The organism is Stenomitos rutilans, assembly GCF_059505485.1.
Map to the genome: position 1 here is coordinate 1 of NZ_JCACKR010000070.1, position 24,483 is coordinate 24,483.

Below are 24,483 nucleotides of genomic sequence, written 5' to 3' on the forward strand. Positions count from 1 at the left end.
TTCTACTCGCTACAAAGGTGACATGCTCCCCTTAAGAGTTGTGTCAGTCAATCAGCCTGACGGGCTTGAAACTGCTCAACCCCAAGTTGCTGCCCGCTGTCTAGATGTTCAATCTTGCTTACGGTGGGAATACTAGGTTTGAGATGACGAAAAAGACTTGATTAAGGGGAGTAGTGGCAGCTAGAGGCTAAAGCATTTGCAGTTTTAGGGAAGCTGGCAATGCAATCTTTTTACTTAGAGAATGGTATTCACTAAGATAGATTACCGATAACAAACAAAAATTTATATCGAATGAAACATGCACTTAATCCTGAAATATTTGCTGAGGATAAGGTCGTTAACTCTCATGGATATAGAGAACTTGGGTAGCGCTTGAATTGTCATATCTAACCATTGCTTGGATTAGCAGTCTGCCTATTTTAGGCTTTTACTTGATTCTTCAAAAACTGCTTGAATTGGTGTTAAGTTCTCGTTGCTTAGCTGCAAGATAAACTACATATTTTATACAAAAATCAGGCATTTTATTTTTACCTAAAGGCAGCGGAATTTATGGCAAATGATGGTAACAGCATCTCCAGATTAGTAAACGGTATCTCCGACAGCCAATTAGTCGCCCAATTTCAAATGGCAGCTAAAACTCACTTCAGTGGCAAATTGGATTTTTCCACCGCTGATGGCAAACAGTGGAGCCTTTACTTTCGTCTCGGTCGTTTGATTTGGACGGCAAGTAGTGAGCATCGCTTTCGCCGTTGGTATCGATTACTCAAGCAATTTTGCCCGACTATTCATCCCCAATCGATTCATTTACGAGAAAACGAATTTCCGTTTTACTGGGAATATTTGGTGCTCTCGGTCTTATTTAAGCGGCAGCATATTAGCCGTGAGCAGGCGATCGCGCTCATTCAAGCCGTTGTTTTAGAAGTTTTATTTGATCTGCTTTATGTAGGTGAGAAAATTACCGAGAGTGGCTACATATATGACAAGCAAGAAGAATTTAGCGATCCGCTTGCGCCCTTTAATGCAGAGCAGATTCTTGGGCAGGTACAGCAAGATTTAACCCAATGGTATAGCGCTGGTTTGATCCATTATTCACCGAATGCTGTGCCTGTGATTAAGCGACCCGATGAGTTGAAACAATGTGTTTCGCCTAAAACCTACCAGACGTTAGAAACGCTCATTCATGGCAATGCAACCTTACGGGATTTAGCTAGAACAACAGGGCAGGAGTTAGTCAGCCTCACTCGCGTTTTAGCGCCCCATTTTCAGCGGGATCTGATTGGGCTGAGCCAGGTACCAGATTTTTCAGCTCCCAGCGGCTTTAACACTCAGCCAAAAGCAGTCGTTACTACCAATCCGAATGCACCTCTCGTTGTGTGTATTGATGATAGTCCGCAGGTTTGTAAAGCAATGGAACGCATTATTCAGCCTGCTGGTTATCGCTATGTCAGCGTGGAAGATTCAGTTCACGCGCTGCCGTTGCTGTTAGAAAAGAAGCCCGGTTTGATCTTCTTAGATCTCGTGATGCCGATCGCAAGTGGCTATGAAATCTGTGCCCAAATTCGCCGCATTTCGATCTTCAAAACGATTCCGATCGTCATCCTGACTGGCAAAGACGGCATTGTCGATCGGGTGCGTGCCAAGGTTGTTGGGGCTTCTGATTTTCTGGCAAAACCTGTAGATGCGGCAAAGGTGCTGGCGATCGCCCATCAATACTTGCCCCTCGCTCCGACGACTGCCGTTCCGCCTGACGATCCTAGTCCACCAGAGCCGCTGGAAGAGAGCTACGACATGGGCGAAACCACCGCCCTACTCATTCACCAAAGCATGAGTAATGTTTCCAGATCTCTGTAATCTGTCCGCGTTCAACGTCCTGACCACACCCTTCAATGAGCATCTGACCTTATGAGCACAGTTCTACTAATCGAAGACAGTTTGACAGAAGCCGAAATGTTAACCCGCTATCTCCAACAAGCAGGTCTCCTCGTCATCAGTGCAAAAAGCGGTGAAGAAGCTCAGGAGCGGTTGCATAAACAAAGACCTGACCTGATTGTGCTAGACGTGATCTTACCGGGACAGAGCGGCTTTGAACTCTGCCGCGAACTGAAGGCAAATCAGGACACAAAGCAGATTCCGATCGTCATATGTTCCACCAAAAATACTGACGTAGACAAGATGTGGGGCAATATGCTGGGGGCGGATGCGTATGTCACCAAACCCGTTAACCAGCAGGAATTTCTGCAAACAGTCTGTCGCTTGATGGGGCAAGCCGTATGATGCCGTTCTCAACGGACGATCGCCACAATCAATCCCATGACCAATTGCTGCAACTGGCGTATCAGGGAGATGCCACGGCGATCGCCACGTTAATGAATCGCCACCTCAGCCGTCAGCAGATTACCGCCCAAGTGGAATGGGAAGGGAATCGGCTGCACATTTGCCTGGAGGCCGTCCGTCCGCCTGCCCCAGAACCATTGACTACAGTGATCCATCGCACCATTTTGAAGTTGAAGGTGCCTACGCTCAAAACGTTGAAAATCAGTTGTCAACAGGCTGATACGCGTGAGCTTGTCTGGAGTCAGGAACAAGCGATCGCGCCCCGCAGCACTGCTAATACTGTTAATCCAGCTCATACAGCGTTGTCGAAACAAGACGCTGATCGTGCTTCCCAATCGCTGGCTGCACCGATCACGCTTCAAGACTGGCTGAGTCAGACGGCAAAGCCATCCTTAGCCGAGTTGATGCAGCCCCTTTCAGCGACGAATGAGAGTGAAGCAGACTTGCGCTTTCTCCGGTTTTCCTTCAGTGCTTCAGAAACCGCGCTACTCTCCCTTGCCAGCATTCGGCAGGTGATGAAGGTGCAGCCGCAGAGCCTTTTGACGGTGCCTGATATGCCAGCGTTTGTCATCGGGATCTGTCATTTTCATGGCGAAATGCTGTGGCTGGTAGATCTGGGGTTGCAGCTTGGGTTTCAAGGCGTCACCGTGGGGCGATCGCACCTTCACGCACCCTCTGCCACAGCCCCACAGGGGCACTGGATGGCGATCGTCATTCAAGCGCAAAGCAAATCGCTGGGACTCATTGTACCCCAGGTGATCGACATTGAACGCCACGCTCCCACCCAGCTACAGCCACCAACGAAGGACTTGTTTCCCGCCACCCTGCTGCCGTTTATCCAGGGTTATTTGGTGCGGTCTAGCAGTCCTGTTTTGGATGCCAATGCGTTGCTTGCCGATCGCCGCTTGCAGGTTCACGCCGCCTAGTAAGAGTCTCGTCGGATAACACCCCACGGCCCCTCCACTCATCCACCCTTCCACTCATCCACCCTTCCACTCATCCACCCCCTTCAGTTTGGGTTTGTTACTACCCTTACGCCCCGCCATTGCCCAGCTGATCGCTCCAGCATGGCACCCCTCTTACCGACATCCAGAAAACACTTACAGGACTGATTCCGATCGAAGCCATTGCTGTTTTCCGTTACCGCACTGCCAACTCTACGTCTTTTCAGAGGTTAATACCCGTGACCATTTCTCACTCAAACCAAGATTTGTTTGCGCTCTTTGGCGATGCATCAGAAGAGCCATCGTTACTTAGCAGCCACTACGCTGCCACCACGTTCGCTCCAGCACCGGGCAATGGCAATGGTCATAGCGGGAGCCAGCCTACGACCGATCGCAACAGCAGCCCAACCGGACTGGGGAATGGCGGATTGGGGAATGGCGGTCATGAGTACAGGTCAGCCGACAATGGCAACCGCTCTGGTCAGTCCAACGGGTTTGCCGATTCTAGCCAGCCTGAGAAAGTTGCCGTGCAAAAGGCGATCGTGGCAATTCAGGCGATTCGCAAAGAGGTGGAGAAGTCGCAAACGGCTATCAAAACTGAACTGACCAGAGTGGGCACCTCCAATAATTCGGTGATTGCCGAAAATCTGAATCAACTGGATAAATTGCCACCGCTGCTCGATCAGTTGGGGCAGTTTGTGCAGCAGCAGTTTCAGGGACAGTTGACGGCTAAAGCGCAGCAGCAAATTGCCGCCAACCGGGAATGGTTAGGGGCGATCGCCCAACAGATGCAGCAGGCGGAAACTCAGGATGATCTATTCCATATGATCGTGAGCGAAATGCGCGATCAACTCCAGGTCGATCGCGTGGTCATCTTCAACTTTGACACTGAGACGAAAGGAACAGTGGTGGCGGAATCGATTGCCTCTGGCTGGACACCCATGCAAGGCGAAGCACTTCCAGTACTCCTCTTTGGGGCTGAAAATGCCCGCGAATATCGGCGGAGGCAAATTGTGAGCCTGCGCCATCTTGATGCCGATCGCATCTTTGCCTATCAACGCCAACTGCTCGAACGCTTTCAGCTCTTAGCCAGCCTCGCCATTCCGCTAGTGATTAACGATCAGGTGCAGGGCTTGCTCGTGGTGCAGCAATGTCGGCAACCGCGCGTTTGGCAAGAGCCAGAAATTTATCTGCTCACGGATATTGGTGCCAAACTATCGCTGGTTTTGCAGTTCGTTCAATTCAAAGTGCAACTGAAACAGATTGCCGCACGGGAACAAGCAACCAGCAAAGTCATCCAAAAAATTCGCAGTACGATCGATATCCAGGCCATTTTTAGAGTCACGACGCAGGAAGTAAGCCGACTGCTGGACGTAGAGCGTGTCACCATTTACAAATTTCGCCCCGACTTTTTTGGCGATTTTGTGGAAGAAACGGTTTCCGGCAACTACCCTCGTCTAGTCGGTAGCGGTTGGGAAGATCCTTACATCAGCGAACATCGTGGCGGACGCTTCCGTAACAACGAACCGCTGATCGTCGAAGATGTGCGGGTCGGTGAACTCCAGTGGGAGGGCGGACGGCTAAACGCTAAAGCACCCCGCAAACCCCTCACCGACTGTCATATTGAGGCGCTGGAATACTACCAGGTAAGAGCCTGCGCCGTGGTCGCCATCTTTCAGGGGCAGCATCTCTGGGGTTTGCTCTCGGCGTTCCAAAATAGAGAGACTCGCGCCTGGGATGAGGCAGACGTTCAAGTGTTGATGCAAATTGCGAACCAGCTTGGCATTGCGCTTCAGCAAGCGGAGTTTGTGGCGCAAGTGGAGGCAAAGGAAACCCAACTGGAAAAATTGGTGGCTCGCGAAAGGGCAACCGATCGTGTGATCCAAAAAGTTCGCAGCACCACCGATTTGCAAGATATCTTTAGGGTGACAACGCAAGAAGTGAGCCGCTTGCTCAACGTCGAGCGCGTCACCGTTTACAAATTCCGTCCCGACTTCTTTGGCGATTTCATTGAAGAAACGGTTGTGGGTAATTATCCTCGTCTGGTCGGCAGCGGCTGGGAAGATCCTTACATCAGCGAACATCGCGGCGGACGCTTCCGCAAAAACGAGCCGCTGATTGTGGATGATATTCAGGTTGGTGAAACCCACTGGTCAGGCGGACGGATGCATCCCCAGATACCCCGCAAGCCCCTGACCGATTGCCACATTGAGGCGTTGCAATATTACCAGGTTGAAGCCTGTGCCGTCGTTGCCATTTTTCAGGGACAGCAGCTTTGGGGCTTGCTCTCTGCCTTCCAAAACACAGGCGCGCGCCAATGGGACGAGGCAGACGTTCAACTGCTGATGCAGATTGCCAACCAGCTAGGCATTGCCTTGCAACATGCAGAATCGGTGCATGAATCACAGGCGAAAGCACTGCAACTGCAACGAGGGATTGAACGCGAACAGGCACTTGCCCGCGTCGTCAACCGGATTCGCAACACCCTGGAGATTGACACCATCTTTAAGGCGGCGACGCAGGAAGTCAGGAGTCTGCTGAGTGTGGAGCGTGTGACCATCTACAAATTCCGCCCCGATTTCTTTGGTGACTTCATTGCCGAGTCTGTAACAGGCGGCTACCCCAACCTCACGGGCAGCGGCTGGGAAGACCCCTACATCGGCGAACATCAAGGCGGCAGGTTTCGCCAAAATGTCCCGCTCGTTGTCGATGATATCCACAGCGGTGAAACCATCTGGGAAAACGGGCATTTAAACCTTCAGGCTCCCCGTAAACCAATGACGGATTGCCATGTTGAGGCATTGGAATACTACCAGGTGCAAGCCTGTGCCGTTGTCTCGATTTTCCAGGGCACCAAGCTCTGGGGCTTGCTCTCGGCATTTCAAAACAGTACCTCTCGCGTCTGGGAAGACGGTGAGGTTAACTTGCTCATACAGGTTGCCAACCAGATTGGCATTGGGATTCAACAGGCGGAATATGCCAGCCAGCTTCAGGCACAGTCACAGCAATTGGCAGAAGCCGTCGCCCGTGAAAAAGCCTCGAAAGAATTGCTGCAACAGCGGGCTGTACAACTCTTGATGGCAGTCCGCCCAGCGCTGGAAGGCGATCTAACCGTCCGGGCACCGCTCAGTGAAGATGAAATGGGCACGATCGCCGATGCCTACAACAATACGCTTCAGGCACTCCGCAAAATCGTGGTGCAGGTGCAAGATGCCGCCACACGAGTCAGCGACACCTCTCAAAGCAACAGCAGTGAGATTACCAAACTATCCCAGGGCGCTCAAAAAGAGTCGCAGCAGGTGACGGCAGCACTGGCACAGATTCGGACAATGGTGGAGAGTACACAAGCGGTCGCCAGCAGTGCCCAGAAGGTAGAAGTGGCGGTACAGCAGGCAAACCAAACGGTGCAACAGGGCGACGCTGCCATGAACCGCACGGTGGAAGGGATTCAAACCATCCGCCAAACCGTGTCTGAAACCAGCAAGAAAATCAAACAACTGAGCGAATCGTCCCAAAAGATTTCTAAGGTGGTGAACTTGATTTCAGGCTTCACGACCCAGACTCAGCTTTTGGCACTAAATGCGGCGATCGAAGCCACCCGTGCAGGCGAAGCAGGACGAGGCTTTGCGGTGGTAGCGGATGAAGTACGTTCCTTGGCGCGACAGTCGGCGGAAGCCACCACGGAGATTGAAAAACTGGTGCAGGAAATTCAGGCAGAAACCAGTATGGTGTCGCAGGCGATGGATACGGGCATTCAACAGGTGGTCAACGGCACAGCCTTGGTGAACGAGACGCGCCAGAGTTTGACCGCGATCGTGGCTTCAACGGCACAGATTAGCAGCCTGGTGCAGCACATTACCCATGCAACGCAGGCACAGACGCAGGATTCGCAACTGGTGACGCAAACAATGGCAGAGGTGGTGGCGATCGCCAACGAAACCTCTACCACCACCAAACAGATTGCCACCTCGTTCGATCAACTCCTGACTACTGCCAGCGAACTGCAAACCACCGTGAAGCGGTTCAAATTATAAAGACACGAACGATCGGATCTCATTCTGGAACGTCTCACCATGTCCATTCCATCTACCGTCCAGCAGGAAGACTATGCAAACTTCCTCACCGAGGCAAGCGACCTGCTCCAAACGATCGAGCAGGAATTATTCCACCTAAAGCAAGACCATACGCCTGCACGGGTGCATAGTCTCATGCGAGCGGCACATACCCTTAAGGGCAGTGCTGCCAGCGTGCAGCTAGAAACGGTGAAGTCCGTTGCCCATGTCTTAGAAGACGTGTTTCGGGCGCTCTACAACCCAAAGGTGGTGATCGACGCTGAGCTAGAAGCCTTGCTCTTTCAGGCATATGAGTGTCTGCGGCTACCGCTGATGGCCGAGTTTACAGGCGGCAGTGTGGATGAGGCAGAGATCCTGGGGCGATCGGCGACCGTCTTATCGGCACTGCAAACGAAGCTCGGCGACTTGTTTGATCAAGATACGCCGATCCCAACTTCCGTCGAACTGGGGTTTGATCTGGTGCAGTCGATGTTTGAGGGTGGCGTGGAGCAACGGCTACAAGCGCTCGAACAGGCTCTAACCCAGCCCCAGCTTACGACCCTTGCTGCGCAGCTACAAGCTGAAGCGGAAGTGTTTCTGGGTCTGGCAGAATCGTTGCAATTGGCGGGTTTTGGCGCGATCGCGCAAACCACACTTGCCGCGCTTGCTGCCCACCCCAATCAGATCCAACAGATTGCACCCCTGGCGATCGCAGACTTTCGTCAGGGACAGGCGGCCGTACTAGCGGGCGATCGCACCCAAGGCGGCTCACCCGCGATCGCGCTTCAGCAGCTTGCTCAAGTCCGTGCAACGGTGACAGCACCGACCAATGTCGATCGCAACAGCGACGGACACTACCCTGAGCCTCACCAGCCATTCAATCAGCCATCTCATCAGGCTGCTCACGGATACCGCACCGAGCGGTCTTTGACAGCGACACCGACCCTAGAAAAAAAGCCGAAAACGTTTTTTCAACGGTTAAAAGATTTCTTCTCTCTAGAGCCAATCTACTGCCCCGATCGCCCCATTCCCACGCCTACTTCTCCGATTGCGCCGCCCACAACGCCTTCTCTCTCATCCTCCTCCGCCAACGACAGCCTGGATGCCTTCTTCGATCGTATCTCAACAGAACCCACCCCCTTCACACCACCGTCTACATTACAGCCCGATCATCCACTGTCCCCCTCACAATCTGAGCTTCCACGTCCTAATCTATCCGCGCCCGATCTTGCACTTTCTGATCTGCCACAGCCCGATCTGACGCTGCTCGATCTGTCCATGCCCTATCCTGCACTGCCTGATCTTGCGCCACCCAATCTTGCGCCGCCTGATCGTTTCAACTCTGAACAGTCATACCCGACACCCGACACCCAACACCCGACACCCGACACCCGACACCCGACACCCGACTCCTCTCCCACCCCCGTCGTTCGCGTCAATCTGGGGCAACTCGAACGGTTAGATTACCTGGCGGGGGAACTATTGATCAACCAGAACCAGCAGACAATGCAGGATGATCAGTTTCGACTTGCTGTGCAAGAACTGGTGCTGCATCTGCAAAAACATAAACGGACGCTCAGCAGTTTGCAAAGTTGGTCAGATTTGACCCTGGCGACCAACGGTTCCTCCCCACAACCGCTGCTTTCGGATGGGATGACCGACTTCGATGCACTAGAGATGGATCGCTATACCGATTTTCATGTGTTGGTGCAAGCGGCGCTCAACGATCTGGTGCAGTTAGAAATCGTGGGAGAGAGCCTGGAAACCCAAATTCGGCAGGCGAGACAGGCGAGAGAGACGCAAAAACGGTTGCTCACCAGCATTCAAGATGACCTGACAACGGCTCGAATGCAGCCCCTAAGCGAAACTCTCAATCGGCTGTCGCGCGTTCTCCAGCAGTTGGCGACGGTTCACTCCAAGCCTGTGGCAATGTCGCTGAGTGGGATGTCTGTGCTGGTTGACAAGGCGATCGCCGAAAAACTCTACAATCCCCTGCTCCACCTGGTGCGAAATGCCTTTGACCACGGTATCGAAGCCCCTGCACTACGGCAAGCCAGCGGCAAACCAGAAACGGGGCAAATTCACATTCATGCCTATCATCAAGGCAACCGCACGTTGATCGAAATTCGCGACGATGGGCAGGGAATTGACTGGCAGCGGGTTGCTGAGAAAGCGATCGCGATCGGGCTAGTAACCCCGGACGTTGCAGCCGACCTATCCTCTGCACAGTTAGCAGATTTTCTGTTTCGATCGGGCTTTTCCACTGCCGCTCAGGTGAATGATTTATCGGGGCGGGGCGTTGGTTTAGACATGGTGCGATCGGAAATGCAGGCGTTAAAAGGCACTGTTAACGTCAGTTCCACTCCTGGACACGGCACGACCTTTACGCTCTCTCTACCGCTGTCGTTCTCCACCACCCGTCTCATGATCTGCCAGCAGCACGGCATCACCTATGCCTTACCCATCAATGTGATTCAGCAGGTAATTTTATCCCAGCCCAATCAATTGATGCAAACCAGTGGACAACAGATGGTCTTACACTGGCAAGCGGATGACGTGGAACAGATGGTGCCAGTCCACACCTTAGCGCAACTACTCAACATCCCGCGCTCAAAAACGCTAGCTGAAGACTCGTCCCAACGTACACCCATCATTTTGCTGCAAGGCACTGAGGGACTTTGGGGACTGCGTGTGGATCAGGTGATGGGTGAACAAGAACTGGTGATTCGCCCCCTGGGAACGGCGATCGCGCCTCCACCCTATGTCTATGGCTGTAGCCTGTTGAACGATCGACAAATGGCGCTGGTGATTGATCCCGTTATCCTCCAGGCGTTTCACATCGCTCCACTCAGCGCATTGCAACCGACCAAAGCACCCGCAACGCTCCACTCTCTGCTCGTCACGGCTCCCCCCTCACGCACCCACATCCTGCTAATCGAAGATTCATTGACGGTGCGTCATAGCCTTGCTAGAACACTACAGGAGCAGGGCTATCGGGTTTCTCAAGCAGGAGATGGCTTAGAAGCGTTTACATTCCTACAGCAAGATCCTGACGTACATCTGATTATTTCTGATGTTGAAATGCCGCGCATGAATGGCTTTGAATTTCTCAGTCAGTTGCGAAAAACGCCTACCTTGCAGACAATTCCTGTCGTTATGTTGACTTCTCGTAGCGGTGAAAAATATCGCCAGTTCGCCACAGATCTGGGAGCCAATGCGTTTGTGAATAAGCCGTTCTCTGCTGAAGCACTCTTGCCGCTTCTGGAGACGTTGATTAACCCATCGACTCTGGTGAAGTCATAAGGGCAAATAGCCATCTACCCCTATGAGGATTGGGCAATGGAATCTCAAGCATTGACATCACTCCACGTCTAAACATTCTTTTTCAACAGGCTATTTATGTTTACCATTGCACCACCCCAGTCGTCTCAGCAGCCAGCTTCACAGCCTACGGAGCCACACTCTTGTCAGGCGATCGCCTTTCAAATTGCCGGGCATTGGTTGGCACTCCCTCATACGGCCTTGCTGCAAGTGGTTCACCAAACAGCGCTGAACAGGGATGTCGGGTCAGAGACGTTGGTTTATCTAGGGAAGCAGCCACTTTCCATCCTGAATCTGCGCCCGCTGTTGGCAGCCGTTCCCACTGGTCGATCGCGCTCCCAAGACCAACTTACCGCTATAGAAGCGCCGTTTCTTGTCATTGCAGCACTGGATACAACCCTTGTCGGCATTCCAGTCGATCAACCACCCATTTTGCTTGAGCTACCCCTCACAGCCACCTATGCTGTACCGCCTGCCTACTACAACGCCATTCGTGGGATTGCCAGTCATGTGGTTGCGGTTCCCCAGCTAGGGGCAGTCCTCTTACTAAACCTACAGGCAGCCACCAGCGGGGTTTGACCGTATGCTTTCACAGCTCCTTAGCATTGCCACGGCAGGAGACTCAAGCTGTCACTGAAGCTAGGCTGAATGATAACAACAACTAACAGGCTTAGTTGTAGCAGCGGAAAAATTCTGGTCTTTAGTGAGCTATTAGAGTGAATTGTCCCACTTATGGTTGAAACCGGGACAGTTCATACTTATTGGTATTGGATTGGCGTATATGATGAATATAACGAATTGCTGAAGCGAGTGTATGTTGAGTTCGTGATAGAGGCACGGCATAACAAGATCCCATGTATACTAACCGCCGAGAGTTGATCTGTAGGAGCTCAAGGTTTCTGCGGCGTGTGAAGCGAGACGTTATGCCGAGTTGAGGGAAAGGAATGGTTGAACAACCCTTTAATCAGTAATGATGAGTACATCCTTTGAATCCTTTGAACAAATGCTCACTGGGGGGCATCCTAACTCATTGGGCAGAACGATTGAAGTTGTCGATTTGGTATTAGAAACTCCAGTCAAGCTTTCTGATTTATACAATTGCTATTTCAGTACTGATGAAGTTGTTCGGCTGCGCACTTCAAATGCTATCAAGAGAATTTCTCGTGAAAAGCCTGAATGGCTCGTACCATACATTGACAAACTAATTTCTGAAGTATCAACTATTCATCAAGCCTCAGCACAATGGACAATAGCAGAATTATTCCAGACCCTTTCAATTTTCATGTCGGAAACACAGCGCACTAACGCACTAAAAATCCTTAAACAAAATCTTGAAACTGCTACAGATTGGATTGTTCTGAATAACACAATGGAAACGCTCGGTGAATGGGCAGTAACAGATTCAGAATTAAAAGGATGGTTATTGCCACATTTGAATAGGTTGAGTGGCGATAGTAGAAAATCAGTTGCAGGGCGAGCTAAGAAAATAGACGCAAAGCTGCATAATTGATTTCCCATATGCTGGTTCATGTTGTTATAACAACAGCGTCCCGTTTAGCCCAATGACACAACGTTGTAAGTTGCTCACTAGCAATTCATCGCAAAGCTCTACCCTATGGCCGCTAAAACTAGTGCCGTCACTTCATGATGATTTGACCACAGCAATTGTCCTTTTCAGCTACTAGGGAATAGCAGTAGTGCTTAAGAGACGCTCCACCACGGTTTTTGCTCTGCGACCACCCATTGGAATCATGCGATGAGCGAGTACATGCGGTGCCAGGAACTTCACATCATCAGGGATGGCATAATCTCGATCGTCTAAAAACGCGAGGGCTTGGGTTGCGCGGTGGAGAGCAACCGTACCTCTAGGGCTAACTCCTAACGTAATCTCTTCATCGTGCCGTGTGGCTCGCACCAGGTTGAGCATGTACTGTTGCAGCGTTGGTTCTACCTTGACAAGCGTGCAGAGGCGATGCAATTCCTGGATATCGGCGATCGATAAACAAGGTTGTAGCTCTTCCACATTGACTTGCCTTTGCAGTCGCTGCAACATTTGCAGCTCTTCCGTTTCGGACGGGTAACCCAGCGAGAGCGACAGCATGAAACGATCCATTTGCGCTTCTGGAAGCGGAAACGTGCCTTGATACTCCACCGGATTTTGAGTGGCAATGACAAAGAACGGATCGGGTACCTGGCGCGATCGCCCATCAACGGTGACCTGGTGTTCTTCCATAACCTCCAGCAATGCCGACTGCGTGCGGGGAGTGGCACGGTTGATTTCATCTGTTAGCAAAATATTGGCAAAGACAGGCCCAGGCAAAAATTCAAACGCGCCTGTGCTGGGATTCCAGATATTTGTCCCTGTCACATCGCTGGGCAGCAGATCGGGAGTGCATTGAATGCGCTGAAACGTGCCGTCGATCGATCGCGCCAGTGACTTTGCCAGCAGGGTTTTACCCACCCCTGGTACGTCCTCTAGTAGCGTGTGTCCGCCTGAAATCAGGGCCACTAGTACCAACCGAATGGCGTCGTGTTTCCCCACGATCGCCTGTCCCAGGTTTTCCGTCAGTGTTTGAATGCGTGCTCTCATACTGATGCAGATTCCAAAAATGTGGGCAGAACAGGTTTCTTTCAGTGTGCCCTAGTTACAGTGGTTAAGCGATTGCATAGCTGATCGTTAATCCCTATGACGTTATAGCAATCCTCATTTACTGGGCGAAAACTAATCTGGATTAGCCTACTCCTTCAGCGAAGCAAGCTACAGCTTTTAACCATCAGCTTCCTCTAGCTAACCGCTGACTGCTGACTGCTAATTGCTATGACCTACGTCTTTACAGTTCCTTGAATTAAGCCTCTAGATTCACTCATGCAAATTTACAGACGCCAAAAGATTGGAGGTTGCTCTTAAGTAGAGGTTAATCTGTGTAGAGGTAGGTCTATCGAAGTCGAGCGATCGAGATGAAATCAAGACTCTTAGAGGCGATCGAAGCCTTTTCTGGTATCTACAGCGGTTGGATTCTGTGGAACCTCTTTTTAGCCTTCATTCCCCTGGTGCTAAGCTTCTGGCTGTTTCGGCGCAAAACCAACGATCGCCCCTTTGTGTGGTGGTTAGGATGGCTTGTCTTTCTGGCGTTTTTGCCCAACGCACCCTACTTGTTGACAGACATCATTCACCTGATTCGGGGTACACGGGTAGGATACGCTACCTGGATCATTGCGCTGGTCTTCATTCCCTTGCATATTGCTGCCATTGTGAGTGGCTTTGAGGCGTATGTCATCTCGCTGATTAACCAGGGGCACTATTTGAAGCGTCAGGGGCAGCGAAAGCTTGTGATGTGGGTTGAGTTAGCTTTTCATGGGCTTTGTGCGATTGGCATTTATCTAGGCCGGTTCCAACGTTTCAACAGTTGGGATTTGGTGACCGATCCAGGGAACGTGCTGCTGGTAACGATCGACGATCTGACAGCAAAACTCCCACTGCTAGTGGTTGTGGTTACGTTTGTGATTCTCACCGTCCTTTACTGGATCATGAAGCAAATTACGTTGGGGCTGCTGTTGCGCTTTCAATATACGCATCGGGACAAGCTAATTAACTCTGATTAAGGCAATGGTTTGGCCTGTCTTGGTAAGCCGATCGAGCGATGAGGCAACCTTGGAGCATCCGCTACGCCAGTACAATGAAGCATTAGCCTCTGCAAGCCCGCACGCTCGTTGCGATCATGTATGGAACCATCGCTAGATATCACTCTGCAAATGATTTTGACCGTCATCGCAGGGATTGGGGCGCAGGTATTAGCAGAATTCCTCAAGGTTCCGGGCATTGTCTTTTTGCTGCTAGCTGGCATTTTGCTGGGTCCCAGTGTCTTTGGATGGCTGTCTCCCGATCGCCTGGGTTTGGGACTAGACGTCATTGTGTCGCTGCTCGTAGCGGTGATTTTGTTTGAGGGCGGTTTCAACCTGGAACTGCGAGAGTTGGGTCGCGTGTCGGGTAGCCTGCGCAATCTGGTGACGATCGGCACCCTCATTACCTTGCTGGGCGCTGGCGTTGCAGCCCACTGGCTCAGTGAATTTCCCTGGGCGATCGCCTTTCTCTATGGCTCTCTGGTGGTGGTGACGGGGCCAACCGTGATTAACCCATTGCTGCGACAGGTCAAGGTCGATCGGCAGGTGGCAGCTTTACTAGAAGGTGAAGGAGTCCTCATCGATCCTGTTGGTGCGATTCTGGCAGTTGTCGTTCTCAACATCCTGCTAAACGGTGAAGCCGATCCCGTTCGCATTATGAGTGGGTTGATGGTACGGTTGGGCATTGGTAGCGTGATTGGCATCGCTGGCGGCTGGTTGCTCGGCTTGATTCTCAAACGAGGGCGCTTTTCCGATGACCTGAAAGCCCTGGTAGTATTGGCAGGCTTGTGGGGGCTGTTTGGGCTGGCGCAAACGGTGCAAAGTGAATCAGGGCTAATGGCAACCGTTGCGGCTGGCATCACGTTAAGAGCCTCATCAATACCCGAAGAACGCTTGCTCAAGCGGTTTAAGGGACAGCTCACTATCCTAGCGGTATCCGTTTTGTTTGTGCTGCTGGCAGCCGATCTGTCGATCGCAGGCGTCATCGCCCTTGGCTGGGGCGGTGTGTTGACCGTACTAAGCCTCATGCTGGTCGTGCGTCCCCTCAATGTTTGGTGCTGCACCTGGAACAGTGGCTTGAACTGGCGGCAAAAGCTGTTTATTTGCTGGATTGGCCCAAGAGGAATTGTTTCAGCGTCGATCGCCTCCCTTTTTGCCATTTCGCTCACTCAGCGCGGTATTAATGGGGGTGACTCCATCAAAGCGCTCGTCTTTCTAACGATTATTCTCACAGTCTGTTTACAGGCACTCACCGCGCAGTGGGTGGCAAATCTGCTGCGAGTCACCTCCAACGAAGCCACTGGAGCCGTCATTGTGGGCTGCAATCCCTTAAGTTTACTCATTGCACGCCTATTAACTGAACGGGATGAACCTGTTACGCTCATTGACACGGCACCTGAAGCGCGTCAAAAGGCGGAACAGGAAAATCATCGCATTTTCATCAGCAGTGCACTCGATGCTGAAGTGTTGGAAGAAGCGGGACTGAGCCATGTGGGTACGTTTCTAGCCATGACCAGTAACGGTGAAGTGAATCTGGTCATCGCCCGACAGGTTGCAGAAGAATTTCGGCCCCCTCGCGTTCTAGCCATCTTCCCACGCGATCCCCAGGTCAACAGCACGCACAAAGCCGCTACCGAAGAACCCAAGATTCAACAAGCGTTTACGTCTCAAATTACACTCAAAGCCTGGAATGAGTTCATCAGCGATGGGGCTGTCAAACTGGGAGAAACCGTGTTGCGAGAAGACGCGATCGAGCCACAACAGGCGCACCTGCAATCGCTCATCACAGCCGATACACTGCTGCCAGTACTGATCGAGCGACAGGGAAGTTTAGCCATTTTTCCAGCAAATGAGAGCTTGCAAGTAGACGATCGCCTGATCTATCTTCTGCATGACCCCAAACCCAAACTCTTAAAGCTCCTCTCTGGCTCCAGTCAGACACGACTCACCCTCGAAAAACTGCCGGAAGTGGAGAAATTTCCCCTGCTGGTTGATGAGGATGACCGCGAAACGAAGCCCGATGATGAAATACTGACCGCTCCAACGACTGATTAAGCTTTGTAGAGGAATCGATATTCATCCATAGCTTGCTCTCGGCATTCTACAGGAGACAAGTGAGGATGTTCTCGCTGAAGGCCGTACTGTAGAATCTCCAAATATGCTGGCACTACACGGCTTTCGCCTAGATCAGCTACTAAGCTTGGGATGTGGCTGCTAAGGCCATATCGAAATTTTCGTACGTCTTTAAGCGGTCGCTTCTCAAGGGTTCTAACAGCCTTGCCGATCGGATCTTCCCTCTCAAGCCACCTATGTGGATTTCGTTGTATCGACTTTAAGTAGTTCGCTTCACTTTCTCTAATTAATACGTAAGCAGCAGACGTAATGAGGATCAACCCTAAGATTTCGTCAACAATGGATCCGGTAGTTTTATCTAAATATCGGAGAGCTATCAGGAAAAAAGAGATTAGAAAAACAACAAATGCGCTTACTGTTAGGATTCCTGTTTTTTCTCGATCAGCAAACCAAGGGGGAATGTTAGACATTTTGCCAGAGTTAGGCTACTTTTCCTGAATTATCTTGCTTAGAGATATAAATGGCAAGCACTTCGTTTCTAATAGCCAAATCCCCCAGAAACACAATACTTGTAGCGGTTCTAGGGGACATGTACGAAAGCGATTCTAAATACAACCACAATCAGCTTGTTGGCGGCATCACGATTCTTTTCGCTAGGCCAAGGCTCTTGAGAGCTTGAATCGACCACCAGGTCATGTCCAGTTCCCACCATTTCAGCCCAGCCTTTGCCACATTGGGGTAGGCGTGATGGTTGTTGTGCCAGCCTTCGCCGTAAGTAAGAATCGCTGCCCACCAGAGGTTCCGCGAATTGTCGTCAGGATTAAACGTGCGGTAGCCTCGCATGTGGCTGGCAGAATTGATGAGCCAGGTGCTGTGCCAAAGTAAGACCGCTCTTAAAAACACGCCGTAGATGACAAACGACCAGCCACCTGCCAGGTAGAGTGCTACACCCACGGGCACTTGCAGCAGCAAGAAGTAGCGATCGAGGAAACGATAGAACGGATCTTTATCAATATCTGGCGCGAACTGGCGGTACGAGTTGCGATCGAAGAAACGCGCTTGAGGATAGAACAACCACATCATGTGGCTCCACCAAAAGCCTTTTTGAGCCGAATACGGGTCTTTTTCGTTATCTTCGGTATAGAGATGGTGCATGCGGTGCCCAGCGACCCAAAACGTCGGGCCACCCTGGAGTGCCAACGCACCAATCAACGTAATCGTGCGCTCCAGCCACTTGGGTACCTGAAAGCTACGATGCGTCAGTAGGCGATGATAGCCCAGGCAAATACCAATACTGCCAAAGAGCCAGTGCAACGCAAGCGTGACACCCAGCGCTGTCCAGGAGAAGAACCAGGGTGCCAGGAGTGCCAGGGCGTGAAATGTCCCAAAAAACACCACATTGACCCAGCTCAGCGCGATCGACTGCCTGCTTTCGGAGGCAGTTTCAAGAGAATTAGAAGTCATGAAAATCCTTGTCAAAATGACCACAACGAACCAGTGTCTAACCTTGCAGCACTGGCAGGCTTACTCTCTCTACAACCTGCCCCATCCCAGCAGCAAGAAGCCCGATGAGGCAAGTATCAATACTCCTGTTCAAGCGATCGCGCCTCTAATGAACTTATCAGCGGCTCGTTTGCAAAAGAACCCGTTACAGTAGGAGAGAATGCAAGTGTTACTTACACCTGTAGCCTAACAGCGAACTTTAAATCTTGCAAGTGTTACTTACATTTTGCCCATGTCTGCTCAACGAAACCCAACTCGACAGCGTTTAATTCATGCAGCGCTGGAGTTGTTTGCTGTTCAGGGTGTGACCGATACAACGACGCGGCAGATTGCAGAACTGGCGGACGTCAATGAAGTTACGCTCTTTCGCCACTTTGGAAACAAGCATGGCTTGCTGCTAGCGGTGATTGAAGATGCAGGCGTGTTTGCGCATCTCGGTCAAACGCTCATTCGGAAGGCCAATCAGACCAGCAATATCTACCAGGCGCTTAAAGACTATGCCACTGCCTCCTTAGCCGCAATGGATCAGGTGCCTGCTGTGGTGCGATCGGTCGTGGGCGAAGCCGGACAATATCCTGCCAAAAACCGAGAGGCGATCGGGCGTGGGTTTACGCAAGCCAATCGCTACGTTGCCAAATATTTTGAAACGGTGATTAAGCGGGGACAACTCGACACACACATTCCTGCCGAAAAGCTTGCAGGATTGCTTAATGGCATGCTGTTGGGCTACGCCGTGATTGAGTTCACTAGCGAATTCCATCAACTTTGGCAGGACCGAGATGACTTTCTTGAAAACCTGGTGACGCTTTTTCTTCAGGGTGCGGTGTCGCCCTCTTCAGAAGCAAGCCCGACGGCGCTTGGATTGCTTCCATTTAATTCAACTGCCACACTCACTAAAACCGCTGCCACTGAAAAAGTTGCGGATCTTCCGGCTTCCTTAGTCCATACCATCTTGCAACGCGCTAAAAAACTGGGACTGCAAGAGTATGCGATCGCCTACGTTCTCTTTGGCGCAGGATTGAGTCCACTAGAGATTTGCCAATTAGAGCGATCGCACCACATCAGCGACCCACATCAACAGCTTCTGCAAATCACACAGGGCGCTGTACGACAGGTACCCGTTAATCAGTGGCTGATGGGCAAACGCTACGGCTCGTACACGCGCAACCCGCTCACGCAATGGCTGCGAAGCCGAAAAGACAGCCAGCCAGCCACGTTCCTAAACCCATCTGAACAACCCCTTGCTGAGCGTGAATTACTTCAGCTTTGGCACTCTCTCACCGACGGCTTGCTCACCCCAGATGGACAACCACCTGTGATCGAGCAAACTCAACAAACCTGGTGTGTGGAACTCTTGATGCGCGGCATGAGTTTAGCCAATATGCGTCTGCTGACAGGTTGGGATGTTGCAAGGCTTCAACCCTATGTCGATCGAGCCAAAGAAAAAGCTGCACTGGAACAGGCACTTCGTCTGGATCACAAAGCATAAAACATGGGTGGGACTGCTGCGCCTGAAACAGTTGTATCACCTCATTAACCGTCCAATTTGCATGACTGCCTGCGTTGAAATGTTCACCTCAAGCAGCGTCATGGCGATCGCACTCATGGTAGGCAGCAGTCTGACAAGGCAAATTTGATGAGGTCTTTAATTTCCTCACTTTTTACCGAGCTATAGATCTAAAGTGGTGCGATCGGCGTATACCTTCTCGACAACATTGAGCTGCTTATCACTCTGTTCGTTTGCTGAGCTTGATTATACCCAGACTTTTACTGGTAATCGAGCGATTTTGTGGTTCGCTTAGCTCAAAAGCAGCTTTGACGTATCCTTCCACAGGCAGAGGAAGTCATTAGTTTCAGTATTTACCCTTAGTTTGAAATAGTTTTTAGGTTTTGAATGATACTCAAAATCTACGGAACTACTTGTGTAAATTTAAGAGGCATCACCACTTATGGCTTTTCCAATTGCATCTCCTCAGCGGGGTGCGCCTTCGCGCCGTGCGTTGCTGAAATGGGGTTTTCTTAGTCTTGGTACAGCGGTTTTGACCACTCTGCCAAAAACAGTCTTAGCCCAATCTGGTAAATCCATCAAAACGTTGACCTTCAATGCTGACGATGTTGGTATCCTTAACTTCGCTCTCTTACTAGAAGAACTAGAAGCAGCGTTCTACGTGCTCGCGCTTGCGTCTGGGAAGATTACTGATGCCAAGGAATTTGATTATCTGAAAGCCATTGGCAAACACGAAGCAACGCACGTCAAATTTCTCCGTAAAGTTTTAGGAAAGAACACAACGTTCAGGTTTCGAGACCTTAGCTTCAATCAGGCTGGTTTAGAGGCTGTCCTAGCTGACCGTAATACCATCCTGAACACCGCTGTTGCACTCGAAGATACTGGCGTTCACGCTTATAACGGTGCTGGACCAAGCCTTAAAGATCCCACCTATCTCTTGGCGGCTGGTTCAATTGTTTCGGTAGAAGCGCGCCATACAGCAGGAGTTCGCGGATTATTACAACGCCCTTCTACTGAACCTGATAGCGATCGTGCAGTGAGCGATGCTGAGTTAGTCCCTGAACTTAACCCATTCAAAGGGCGACCTTACGATGAACTGTACACACCAAAGCAAATTGTGGCGATCGTTGCTTCGCTGAAGATCCTGAATAATCCCATTACTGGCGCACTCGTTGCCTGAACTAAGGAGTTTTACCATGACCATTTTTTCAAATCTCGTCTTAGAGCAGGCAGCACCCACGGCACAATCGCAGGTTCAGCGCTTTGGAATAACCATCCTGGAGCGAGTGAGCACCAAAACCTTGTCCCTCATTGCAAGCGTCGTGTTCTTTCTGCTGTTTGTCGTGCTCTTCCTGTTGACGACTCTTTTTATTACGCCCACCGCACCCGCTTACGCTCAAACCGCAGTCTTGACACCCCGACAAGTCGTTGAGTACGCACTCACCCTGGAGAAATTGGAAGCTGATTTTTATCGTCGTGCCTTGACCCAAATTGAGAGTGGTAGCCTGACCAGTCTGCCAGAGCCAGCAAAGGCGGCAGTGCGGTCTTATGGAGAGGATGAAACCCTGCACGTGCCTGACCTCTCGACTGTCTTAACTGCACTAGGTGGCAATCCAGACGCAATCACGATTCCTGCAAATCCCAATTACAACGCCATACTCAGCAGAGACCCATTTGCCAATCCTGAAGATTTCCTCCTTGCATTACAACTCGTTGAAGATACAGGGGTAGCTGCTTACAAAGGACAGGTACAAAATTTGCAGGCGGCTGGTGAGGCTGGTAAAGCTGTGTTAGCAGGTGCTCTAGAAATACATAGTGTGGAAGCTCGACATGCGGCTGGCATTCGCTATCTACGGCAGACGTTTTACAATGCTAATGTCCGTCCCTGGATTCGGAAGTCTAAGGAAGTGCTTTACCAAGAAGTGCGTCCTGACTCACCGATTCCCTTTGGTAATGAAGCCTTTGATGGTTACGCTACAAGAGATGAGGTGCTGGCAAGAGTGGCTCCCATCTTAGCTGGATCATAGCTTGCGTCATAAGTAGACGTTGCTGAAGTAAGAGTCTAGAGCTTGTGGAATGAATAGCAGGCTCTAGACTTACTGATGTGCTTTCAAGAGTTAGTTCTCAAATATGGTGGAGTGAATGTGTGGGGTGTGCTCATGGCTAGGTGCTGATCAACGCAGAAGCTTTCTGTTTAATAAGACTTATGGATGAACAGTGGAAGCTGTGTGCAAAAATTTCCTGACGTAAAAGCGTCTTAGCGATCGCTGCTCGGTTTGATGACATGAGTGAGGCTAACTCGGCTGTGTACTTGCACTCAGGTGGAATGGACGGGTTATGGAGTGGGATTTAGAGCTAGAGTCGTGTCGCTAGCGCTTTCCATCTCCTGCAAAACCTACTCCGATCGGAGGACGCGGCGACCCAAGCATCTCCCTATAGTAGGAAAGTTTGAGTACTTGTCCGTGAAAACGTTGAGAGCCTTTAACTAAAAGGAAACTCAAGCCAATCGGCTGCCCTTTGCTTAACCACTCTATTCATACGAGAGGAAATCTATGAGCCAGCAAGACAACATCGCTGTAATGCAACGCTTTGGGGAAGCCGTTAATAGCGGGAACCTCGCCGCCTTACGTGATGTCATCGCACCCACTGCCCTTGATCATGATCCAGCACCCGACCAGGATTTGGGACCAGAAGGCTTCATCAAATTTTTCACCGGCTTCCGGGCAGCGTTTCCAGACTTGAGTATAGCGATCGACCATCTGGTTATAGATGATGACAATATTGCGATCGCCTATACCGTCAAAGGGACACATCAGGGTGACTTTTTAGGTGTGCCAGCAACGGGTCGAAAAATTAGTGCGCGAGGTATGCAAATCGCCCGCTTTGAGAACGGTCAAATGGTGGAGCGATGGGGCAGTTCTGACCAACTTGGCATTCTCCAGCAGCTTGGCGTCGATCCAACGGCTCAATAAGCCTGGCTCAATCACTGCATCGCTGTAAAGGGTTAGCGTTCGGACATTACCTTTAGATAACACTAAAGCTTCATTACCGAATGCTAACTCTCAATCTACGTACAATTCATGACCTTAGATCTCATTTTTACATCGGTTTTTTTCATTGAGCTGCCTCAGTTTCTTCGTACTTTTAGCTCGACGCTTTAAGCCTGTGGTAAGACGCAACTGTGATTGGCTTTCTTTAGTTTAAAGGGGAACAATAAGCGCAGTACAACGATGACAGCTCAAGCTCCCCAACAAACAGACTCCTTTCAAAAGCTAAAAGCTCTAGTCAAAAGCATTGACATCGCCATGCTGACGACGCTTGATGAGAGCGGTGGTCTACACAGTCGTCCCATGTCGTGCAATGGAGAGATTGACGATGATGGCACCCTCTGGTTTTTCACCTCTAGCCAATCGCCTAAAGTGGATGAAATCGATCGTCGCCAGCAGGTAAACGTGAGCTTTGCCGATCCTCATAAGCAGCAATATGTTTCGCTCTCTGGCACGGCTCAACTGGTGCAAGATCGGCAACAAATTCAGCAACGATGGCAGCCAAAACTTCAAGCATGGTTCCCCAACGGTTTAGAGGAGCCAAACATTGCCCTACTAAAAGTCACGGTCGAGAAAGCTGAATACTGGGATGCACCATCTGGCTTTGTGGCACATACCCTTGGTTTGCTAAAAGCGGTCACAACCGGGAAACCAGCAGAAGGCGGTGAAAATAAGAAAATGTCTCTTTAGTCGCAGCTTTCCATGCAGGCGATGTACACCTCTACCGCTGGAATGACACGAAACTTAGTCAATTCCCTAAAACCCGATGTAAAAATGCGGGTTTTTTATTGTTTTTGCTTACGTTTGTTTGTATGATTGCTTATTGACACACAACCTACGTTATTCCGACTGGCTATTCGCACATTAAGGAGACATGGAATGACCCTCCGGCAACAGAAACCCAATGGTTTGGGTACGTTGATTCACCGATTTACAGACCGATTAAGATTCAGTTCATTCAGAAAATTTGTCTCCCTCATGGTTGTGGGAGTCGTACTAAGCGCTGCGATCGCTGCTTGCTCTTCAAGCAATAACGCTTCAGCGCCCGGCACTTCTGGTAGCGCTAGCCCCGTTGCAGACCAGAAAAAAGATGTCGAACTGACCCTAGTTGGTTACGCCGTACCTAAAGCTGCTCATGACGCCATCATCCCAAAATTTGTTGAAAAGTGGAAGACTGAGCATGGCGGACAGAATGTGACCTTCAAGCAGAGCTATGGTGGTTCAGGCACTCAAACTCGCGCCATTATTGACGGTCTAGAAGCCGATATAACTCACCTAGCGCTAGCTGCTGACACAGGCAAGTTGGTGAAAGCAGGCTTGGTCAATGCTGATTGGGACAAGAAAGAGCCAAATAACGGTATTGTGGCAAAGTCGGTTGTGGCGATTGTGACCCGCGAAGGCAACCCCAAACAGATCAAAACCTTTACCGATTTGACCAGAGATGATGTGAAATGGGTCACTGCAAACCCCAAAACCTCTGGTGGTGCTCGCTGGAATTTCCTTGCATTGTGGGATTACGGCCTGAAGACTACTAAAGACGAAGCGAAAACCAAAGAGTTTGTCACCAAAGCCTTTAAGAACGTCGCTGTGCTGGCAAAAGATGCACGGGAATCCACCGATTCCTTTGCTAAGCAAGGTCAGGGTGATGCGTTGTTGAACTACGAAAACGAGATCATTCTTGCTAAGAGTAAAGGTGAAAAAGTAGAGTATGTGGTGCCTGAAACCAACGTGTCGATTGACACGCCCGTTGCGATCGTAGACAAAAACGTGGATAAACACGGCACTCGTGAAGTGGCTGAAGCATTTGTGAACTATCTGTTCACTCCGGAAGCACAAGCAGAATTTGTGAAGGTTGGTTTCAGACCGCTTGATGCTGATGCGGCCAAGACGAAAGAAAATGCCGATAAATTCCCACCTGTGAAGACCCTCGGTACCATCAAAGATTATGGCGGCTGGAGCGATTTCCAGAAGAAATTCTTTGAAGATGGCGCAATTTTCGACCAGATTGAAGACTCTGTTGGGAAGAAATAGCCGTTCAGTTGAGGATTGATGAATTTGAGGGGGCAAGGTTACTTGCCCCT

19 protein-coding genes are annotated in these 24,483 nt (G+C 50.7%); 16 read left to right on the forward strand and 3 right to left on the reverse strand.

Features of this window, described 5'->3' with window-relative positions; all coding sequences use genetic code 11:
- The first annotated feature begins 549 nt into the window (after positions 1 to 549).
- From AC5JLP_RS12565 to AC5JLP_RS12595, 7 genes are all read left to right on the forward strand, one after another.
- Complete coding sequence (locus tag AC5JLP_RS12565; protein WP_496068253.1) at positions 550 to 1,851, forward strand: response regulator; 1,302 nt, start codon at positions 550 to 552, stop codon at positions 1,849 to 1,851.
- 51 nt (positions 1,852 to 1,902) lie between these two features.
- A complete protein-coding gene (locus AC5JLP_RS12570) occupies positions 1,903 to 2,274 on the forward strand; it encodes a response regulator transcription factor (protein WP_496068254.1) in 372 nt (123 codons plus the stop codon).
- On the forward strand, positions 2,271 to 3,260 hold the full coding sequence (locus AC5JLP_RS12575) for a chemotaxis protein CheW (RefSeq protein ID WP_496068255.1): 990 nt from the start codon (positions 2,271 to 2,273) through the stop codon (positions 3,258 to 3,260). Before AC5JLP_RS12570 ends, AC5JLP_RS12575 begins: the two co-directional genes overlap by 4 nt.
- A gap of 257 nt (positions 3,261 to 3,517) precedes the next feature.
- On the forward strand, positions 3,518 to 7,312 hold the full coding sequence (locus AC5JLP_RS12580; RefSeq protein ID WP_496068256.1) for a GAF domain-containing protein: 3,795 nt from the start codon (positions 3,518 to 3,520) through the stop codon (positions 7,310 to 7,312).
- A 39-nt stretch (positions 7,313 to 7,351) separates the two neighbouring features.
- Positions 7,352 to 10,633, forward strand: a complete 3,282-nt coding sequence (locus AC5JLP_RS12585; protein WP_496068257.1) for a hybrid sensor histidine kinase/response regulator — start codon at positions 7,352 to 7,354, stop codon at positions 10,631 to 10,633.
- Between the two features lie 96 nt (positions 10,634 to 10,729).
- Positions 10,730 to 11,230 carry a hypothetical protein gene (locus tag AC5JLP_RS12590; protein WP_496068258.1) on the forward strand — a complete coding sequence of 167 codons (501 nt, stop codon included), beginning with the start codon at positions 10,730 to 10,732 and terminating at the stop codon, positions 11,228 to 11,230.
- Positions 11,231 to 11,621: 391 nt separating this feature from the next.
- Entirely contained in the window at positions 11,622 to 12,161 is a 540-nt protein-coding gene (locus AC5JLP_RS12595; RefSeq protein WP_496068259.1) for a hypothetical protein, read from the forward strand.
- Positions 12,162 to 12,332: 171 nt separating this feature from the next.
- Here the strand turns inward: AC5JLP_RS12595 and AC5JLP_RS12600 are convergent, their stop codons facing one another.
- Positions 12,333 to 13,241, reverse strand: a complete 909-nt coding sequence (locus tag AC5JLP_RS12600; protein WP_496068260.1) for an AAA family ATPase — start codon at positions 13,239 to 13,241, stop codon at positions 12,333 to 12,335.
- A gap of 368 nt (positions 13,242 to 13,609) precedes the next feature.
- Between AC5JLP_RS12600 and AC5JLP_RS12605 the strand changes: the two genes are divergently transcribed.
- Complete coding sequence (locus AC5JLP_RS12605; protein WP_496068261.1) at positions 13,610 to 14,254, forward strand: DUF1361 domain-containing protein; 645 nt, start codon at positions 13,610 to 13,612, stop codon at positions 14,252 to 14,254.
- A gap of 120 nt (positions 14,255 to 14,374) precedes the next feature.
- Positions 14,375 to 16,327, forward strand: coding sequence for a cation:proton antiporter (locus AC5JLP_RS12610; RefSeq protein WP_496068262.1), 1,953 nt, complete (start codon positions 14,375 to 14,377; stop codon positions 16,325 to 16,327).
- On the opposite strand, the gene AC5JLP_RS12615 is transcribed toward AC5JLP_RS12610, so the two are convergent.
- Positions 16,324 to 16,815 (reverse strand): hypothetical protein, encoded by a 492-nt coding sequence (locus AC5JLP_RS12615; protein WP_496068263.1) that lies wholly within the window; start codon positions 16,813 to 16,815, stop codon positions 16,324 to 16,326. The genes AC5JLP_RS12610 and AC5JLP_RS12615 overlap by 4 nt on opposite strands.
- Positions 16,816 to 16,966: 151 nt before the next feature.
- Positions 16,967 to 17,809, reverse strand: coding sequence for an acyl-CoA desaturase (locus AC5JLP_RS12620; RefSeq protein WP_496068264.1), 843 nt, complete (start codon positions 17,807 to 17,809; stop codon positions 16,967 to 16,969).
- Between AC5JLP_RS12620 and AC5JLP_RS12625 the strand changes: the two genes are divergently transcribed.
- The 7 genes from AC5JLP_RS12625 to AC5JLP_RS12655 all read left to right on the forward strand — a co-directional run bounded on the left by AC5JLP_RS12625 (position 17,808) and on the right by AC5JLP_RS12655 (position 24,433).
- Entirely contained in the window at positions 17,808 to 18,002 is a 195-nt protein-coding gene (locus AC5JLP_RS12625) for a hypothetical protein (RefSeq protein WP_496068265.1), read from the forward strand. The genes AC5JLP_RS12620 and AC5JLP_RS12625 overlap by 2 nt on opposite strands.
- 78 nt (positions 18,003 to 18,080) lie before the next feature.
- The gene (locus AC5JLP_RS12630) at positions 18,081 to 19,337 is read left to right on the forward strand and encodes a TetR family transcriptional regulator (protein WP_496068266.1); all 1,257 of its coding nucleotides are present in this window, start codon (positions 18,081 to 18,083) and stop codon (positions 19,335 to 19,337) included.
- Between the two features lie 460 nt (positions 19,338 to 19,797).
- A complete protein-coding gene (locus AC5JLP_RS12635; RefSeq protein WP_496068267.1) occupies positions 19,798 to 20,535 on the forward strand; it encodes a ferritin-like domain-containing protein in 738 nt (245 codons plus the stop codon).
- 16 nt (positions 20,536 to 20,551) lie between these two features.
- Positions 20,552 to 21,382, forward strand: coding sequence for a ferritin-like domain-containing protein (locus AC5JLP_RS12640; RefSeq protein WP_496068268.1), 831 nt, complete (start codon positions 20,552 to 20,554; stop codon positions 21,380 to 21,382).
- A gap of 525 nt (positions 21,383 to 21,907) precedes the next feature.
- On the forward strand, positions 21,908 to 22,327 hold the full coding sequence (locus tag AC5JLP_RS12645; protein WP_496068269.1) for an ester cyclase: 420 nt from the start codon (positions 21,908 to 21,910) through the stop codon (positions 22,325 to 22,327).
- 258 nt (positions 22,328 to 22,585) lie between these two features.
- Positions 22,586 to 23,092 carry a pyridoxamine 5'-phosphate oxidase family protein gene (locus AC5JLP_RS12650; RefSeq protein WP_496068270.1) on the forward strand — a complete coding sequence of 169 codons (507 nt, stop codon included), beginning with the start codon at positions 22,586 to 22,588 and terminating at the stop codon, positions 23,090 to 23,092.
- Between the two features lie 189 nt (positions 23,093 to 23,281).
- Positions 23,282 to 24,433 (forward strand): sulfate ABC transporter substrate-binding protein, encoded by a 1,152-nt coding sequence (locus AC5JLP_RS12655; protein ID WP_496068271.1) that lies wholly within the window; start codon positions 23,282 to 23,284, stop codon positions 24,431 to 24,433.
- Positions 24,434 to 24,483: the final 50 nt, after the last annotated feature.

What these genes read in the sequence shown, in the direction of transcription:
- AC5JLP_RS12565 (WP_496068253.1), top strand. Translation starts at nt 550, where the DNA reads ATGGCAAATGATGGTAACAGCATCTCCAGATTAGTAAACGGTATCTCC.
- AC5JLP_RS12570 (WP_496068254.1), top strand. Translation starts at nt 1,903, where the DNA reads ATGAGCACAGTTCTACTAATCGAAGACAGTTTGACAGAAGCCGAAATG.
- AC5JLP_RS12575 (WP_496068255.1), top strand. Translation starts at nt 2,271, where the DNA reads ATGATGCCGTTCTCAACGGACGATCGCCACAATCAATCCCATGACCAA.
- AC5JLP_RS12585 (WP_496068257.1), top strand. Translation starts at nt 7,352, where the DNA reads ATGTCCATTCCATCTACCGTCCAGCAGGAAGACTATGCAAACTTCCTC.
- AC5JLP_RS12590 (WP_496068258.1), top strand. Translation starts at nt 10,730, where the DNA reads ATGTTTACCATTGCACCACCCCAGTCGTCTCAGCAGCCAGCTTCACAG.
- AC5JLP_RS12595 (WP_496068259.1), top strand. Translation starts at nt 11,622, where the DNA reads ATGATGAGTACATCCTTTGAATCCTTTGAACAAATGCTCACTGGGGGG.
- AC5JLP_RS12600 (WP_496068260.1), bottom strand. Translation starts at nt 13,241, where the DNA reads ATGAGAGCACGCATTCAAACACTGACGGAAAACCTGGGACAGGCGATC.
- AC5JLP_RS12605 (WP_496068261.1), top strand. Translation starts at nt 13,610, where the DNA reads ATGAAATCAAGACTCTTAGAGGCGATCGAAGCCTTTTCTGGTATCTAC.
- AC5JLP_RS12610 (WP_496068262.1), top strand. Translation starts at nt 14,375, where the DNA reads ATGGAACCATCGCTAGATATCACTCTGCAAATGATTTTGACCGTCATC.
- AC5JLP_RS12615 (WP_496068263.1), bottom strand. Translation starts at nt 16,815, where the DNA reads ATGTCTAACATTCCCCCTTGGTTTGCTGATCGAGAAAAAACAGGAATC.
- AC5JLP_RS12625 (WP_496068265.1), top strand. Translation starts at nt 17,808, where the DNA reads ATGAAAATCCTTGTCAAAATGACCACAACGAACCAGTGTCTAACCTTG.
- AC5JLP_RS12620 (WP_496068264.1), bottom strand. Translation starts at nt 17,809, where the DNA reads ATGACTTCTAATTCTCTTGAAACTGCCTCCGAAAGCAGGCAGTCGATC.
- AC5JLP_RS12630 (WP_496068266.1), top strand. Translation starts at nt 18,081, where the DNA reads ATGTCTGCTCAACGAAACCCAACTCGACAGCGTTTAATTCATGCAGCG.
- AC5JLP_RS12635 (WP_496068267.1), top strand. Translation starts at nt 19,798, where the DNA reads ATGGCTTTTCCAATTGCATCTCCTCAGCGGGGTGCGCCTTCGCGCCGT.
- AC5JLP_RS12640 (WP_496068268.1), top strand. Translation starts at nt 20,552, where the DNA reads ATGACCATTTTTTCAAATCTCGTCTTAGAGCAGGCAGCACCCACGGCA.
- AC5JLP_RS12645 (WP_496068269.1), top strand. Translation starts at nt 21,908, where the DNA reads ATGAGCCAGCAAGACAACATCGCTGTAATGCAACGCTTTGGGGAAGCC.
- AC5JLP_RS12650 (WP_496068270.1), top strand. Translation starts at nt 22,586, where the DNA reads ATGACAGCTCAAGCTCCCCAACAAACAGACTCCTTTCAAAAGCTAAAA.
- AC5JLP_RS12655 (WP_496068271.1), top strand. Translation starts at nt 23,282, where the DNA reads ATGACCCTCCGGCAACAGAAACCCAATGGTTTGGGTACGTTGATTCAC.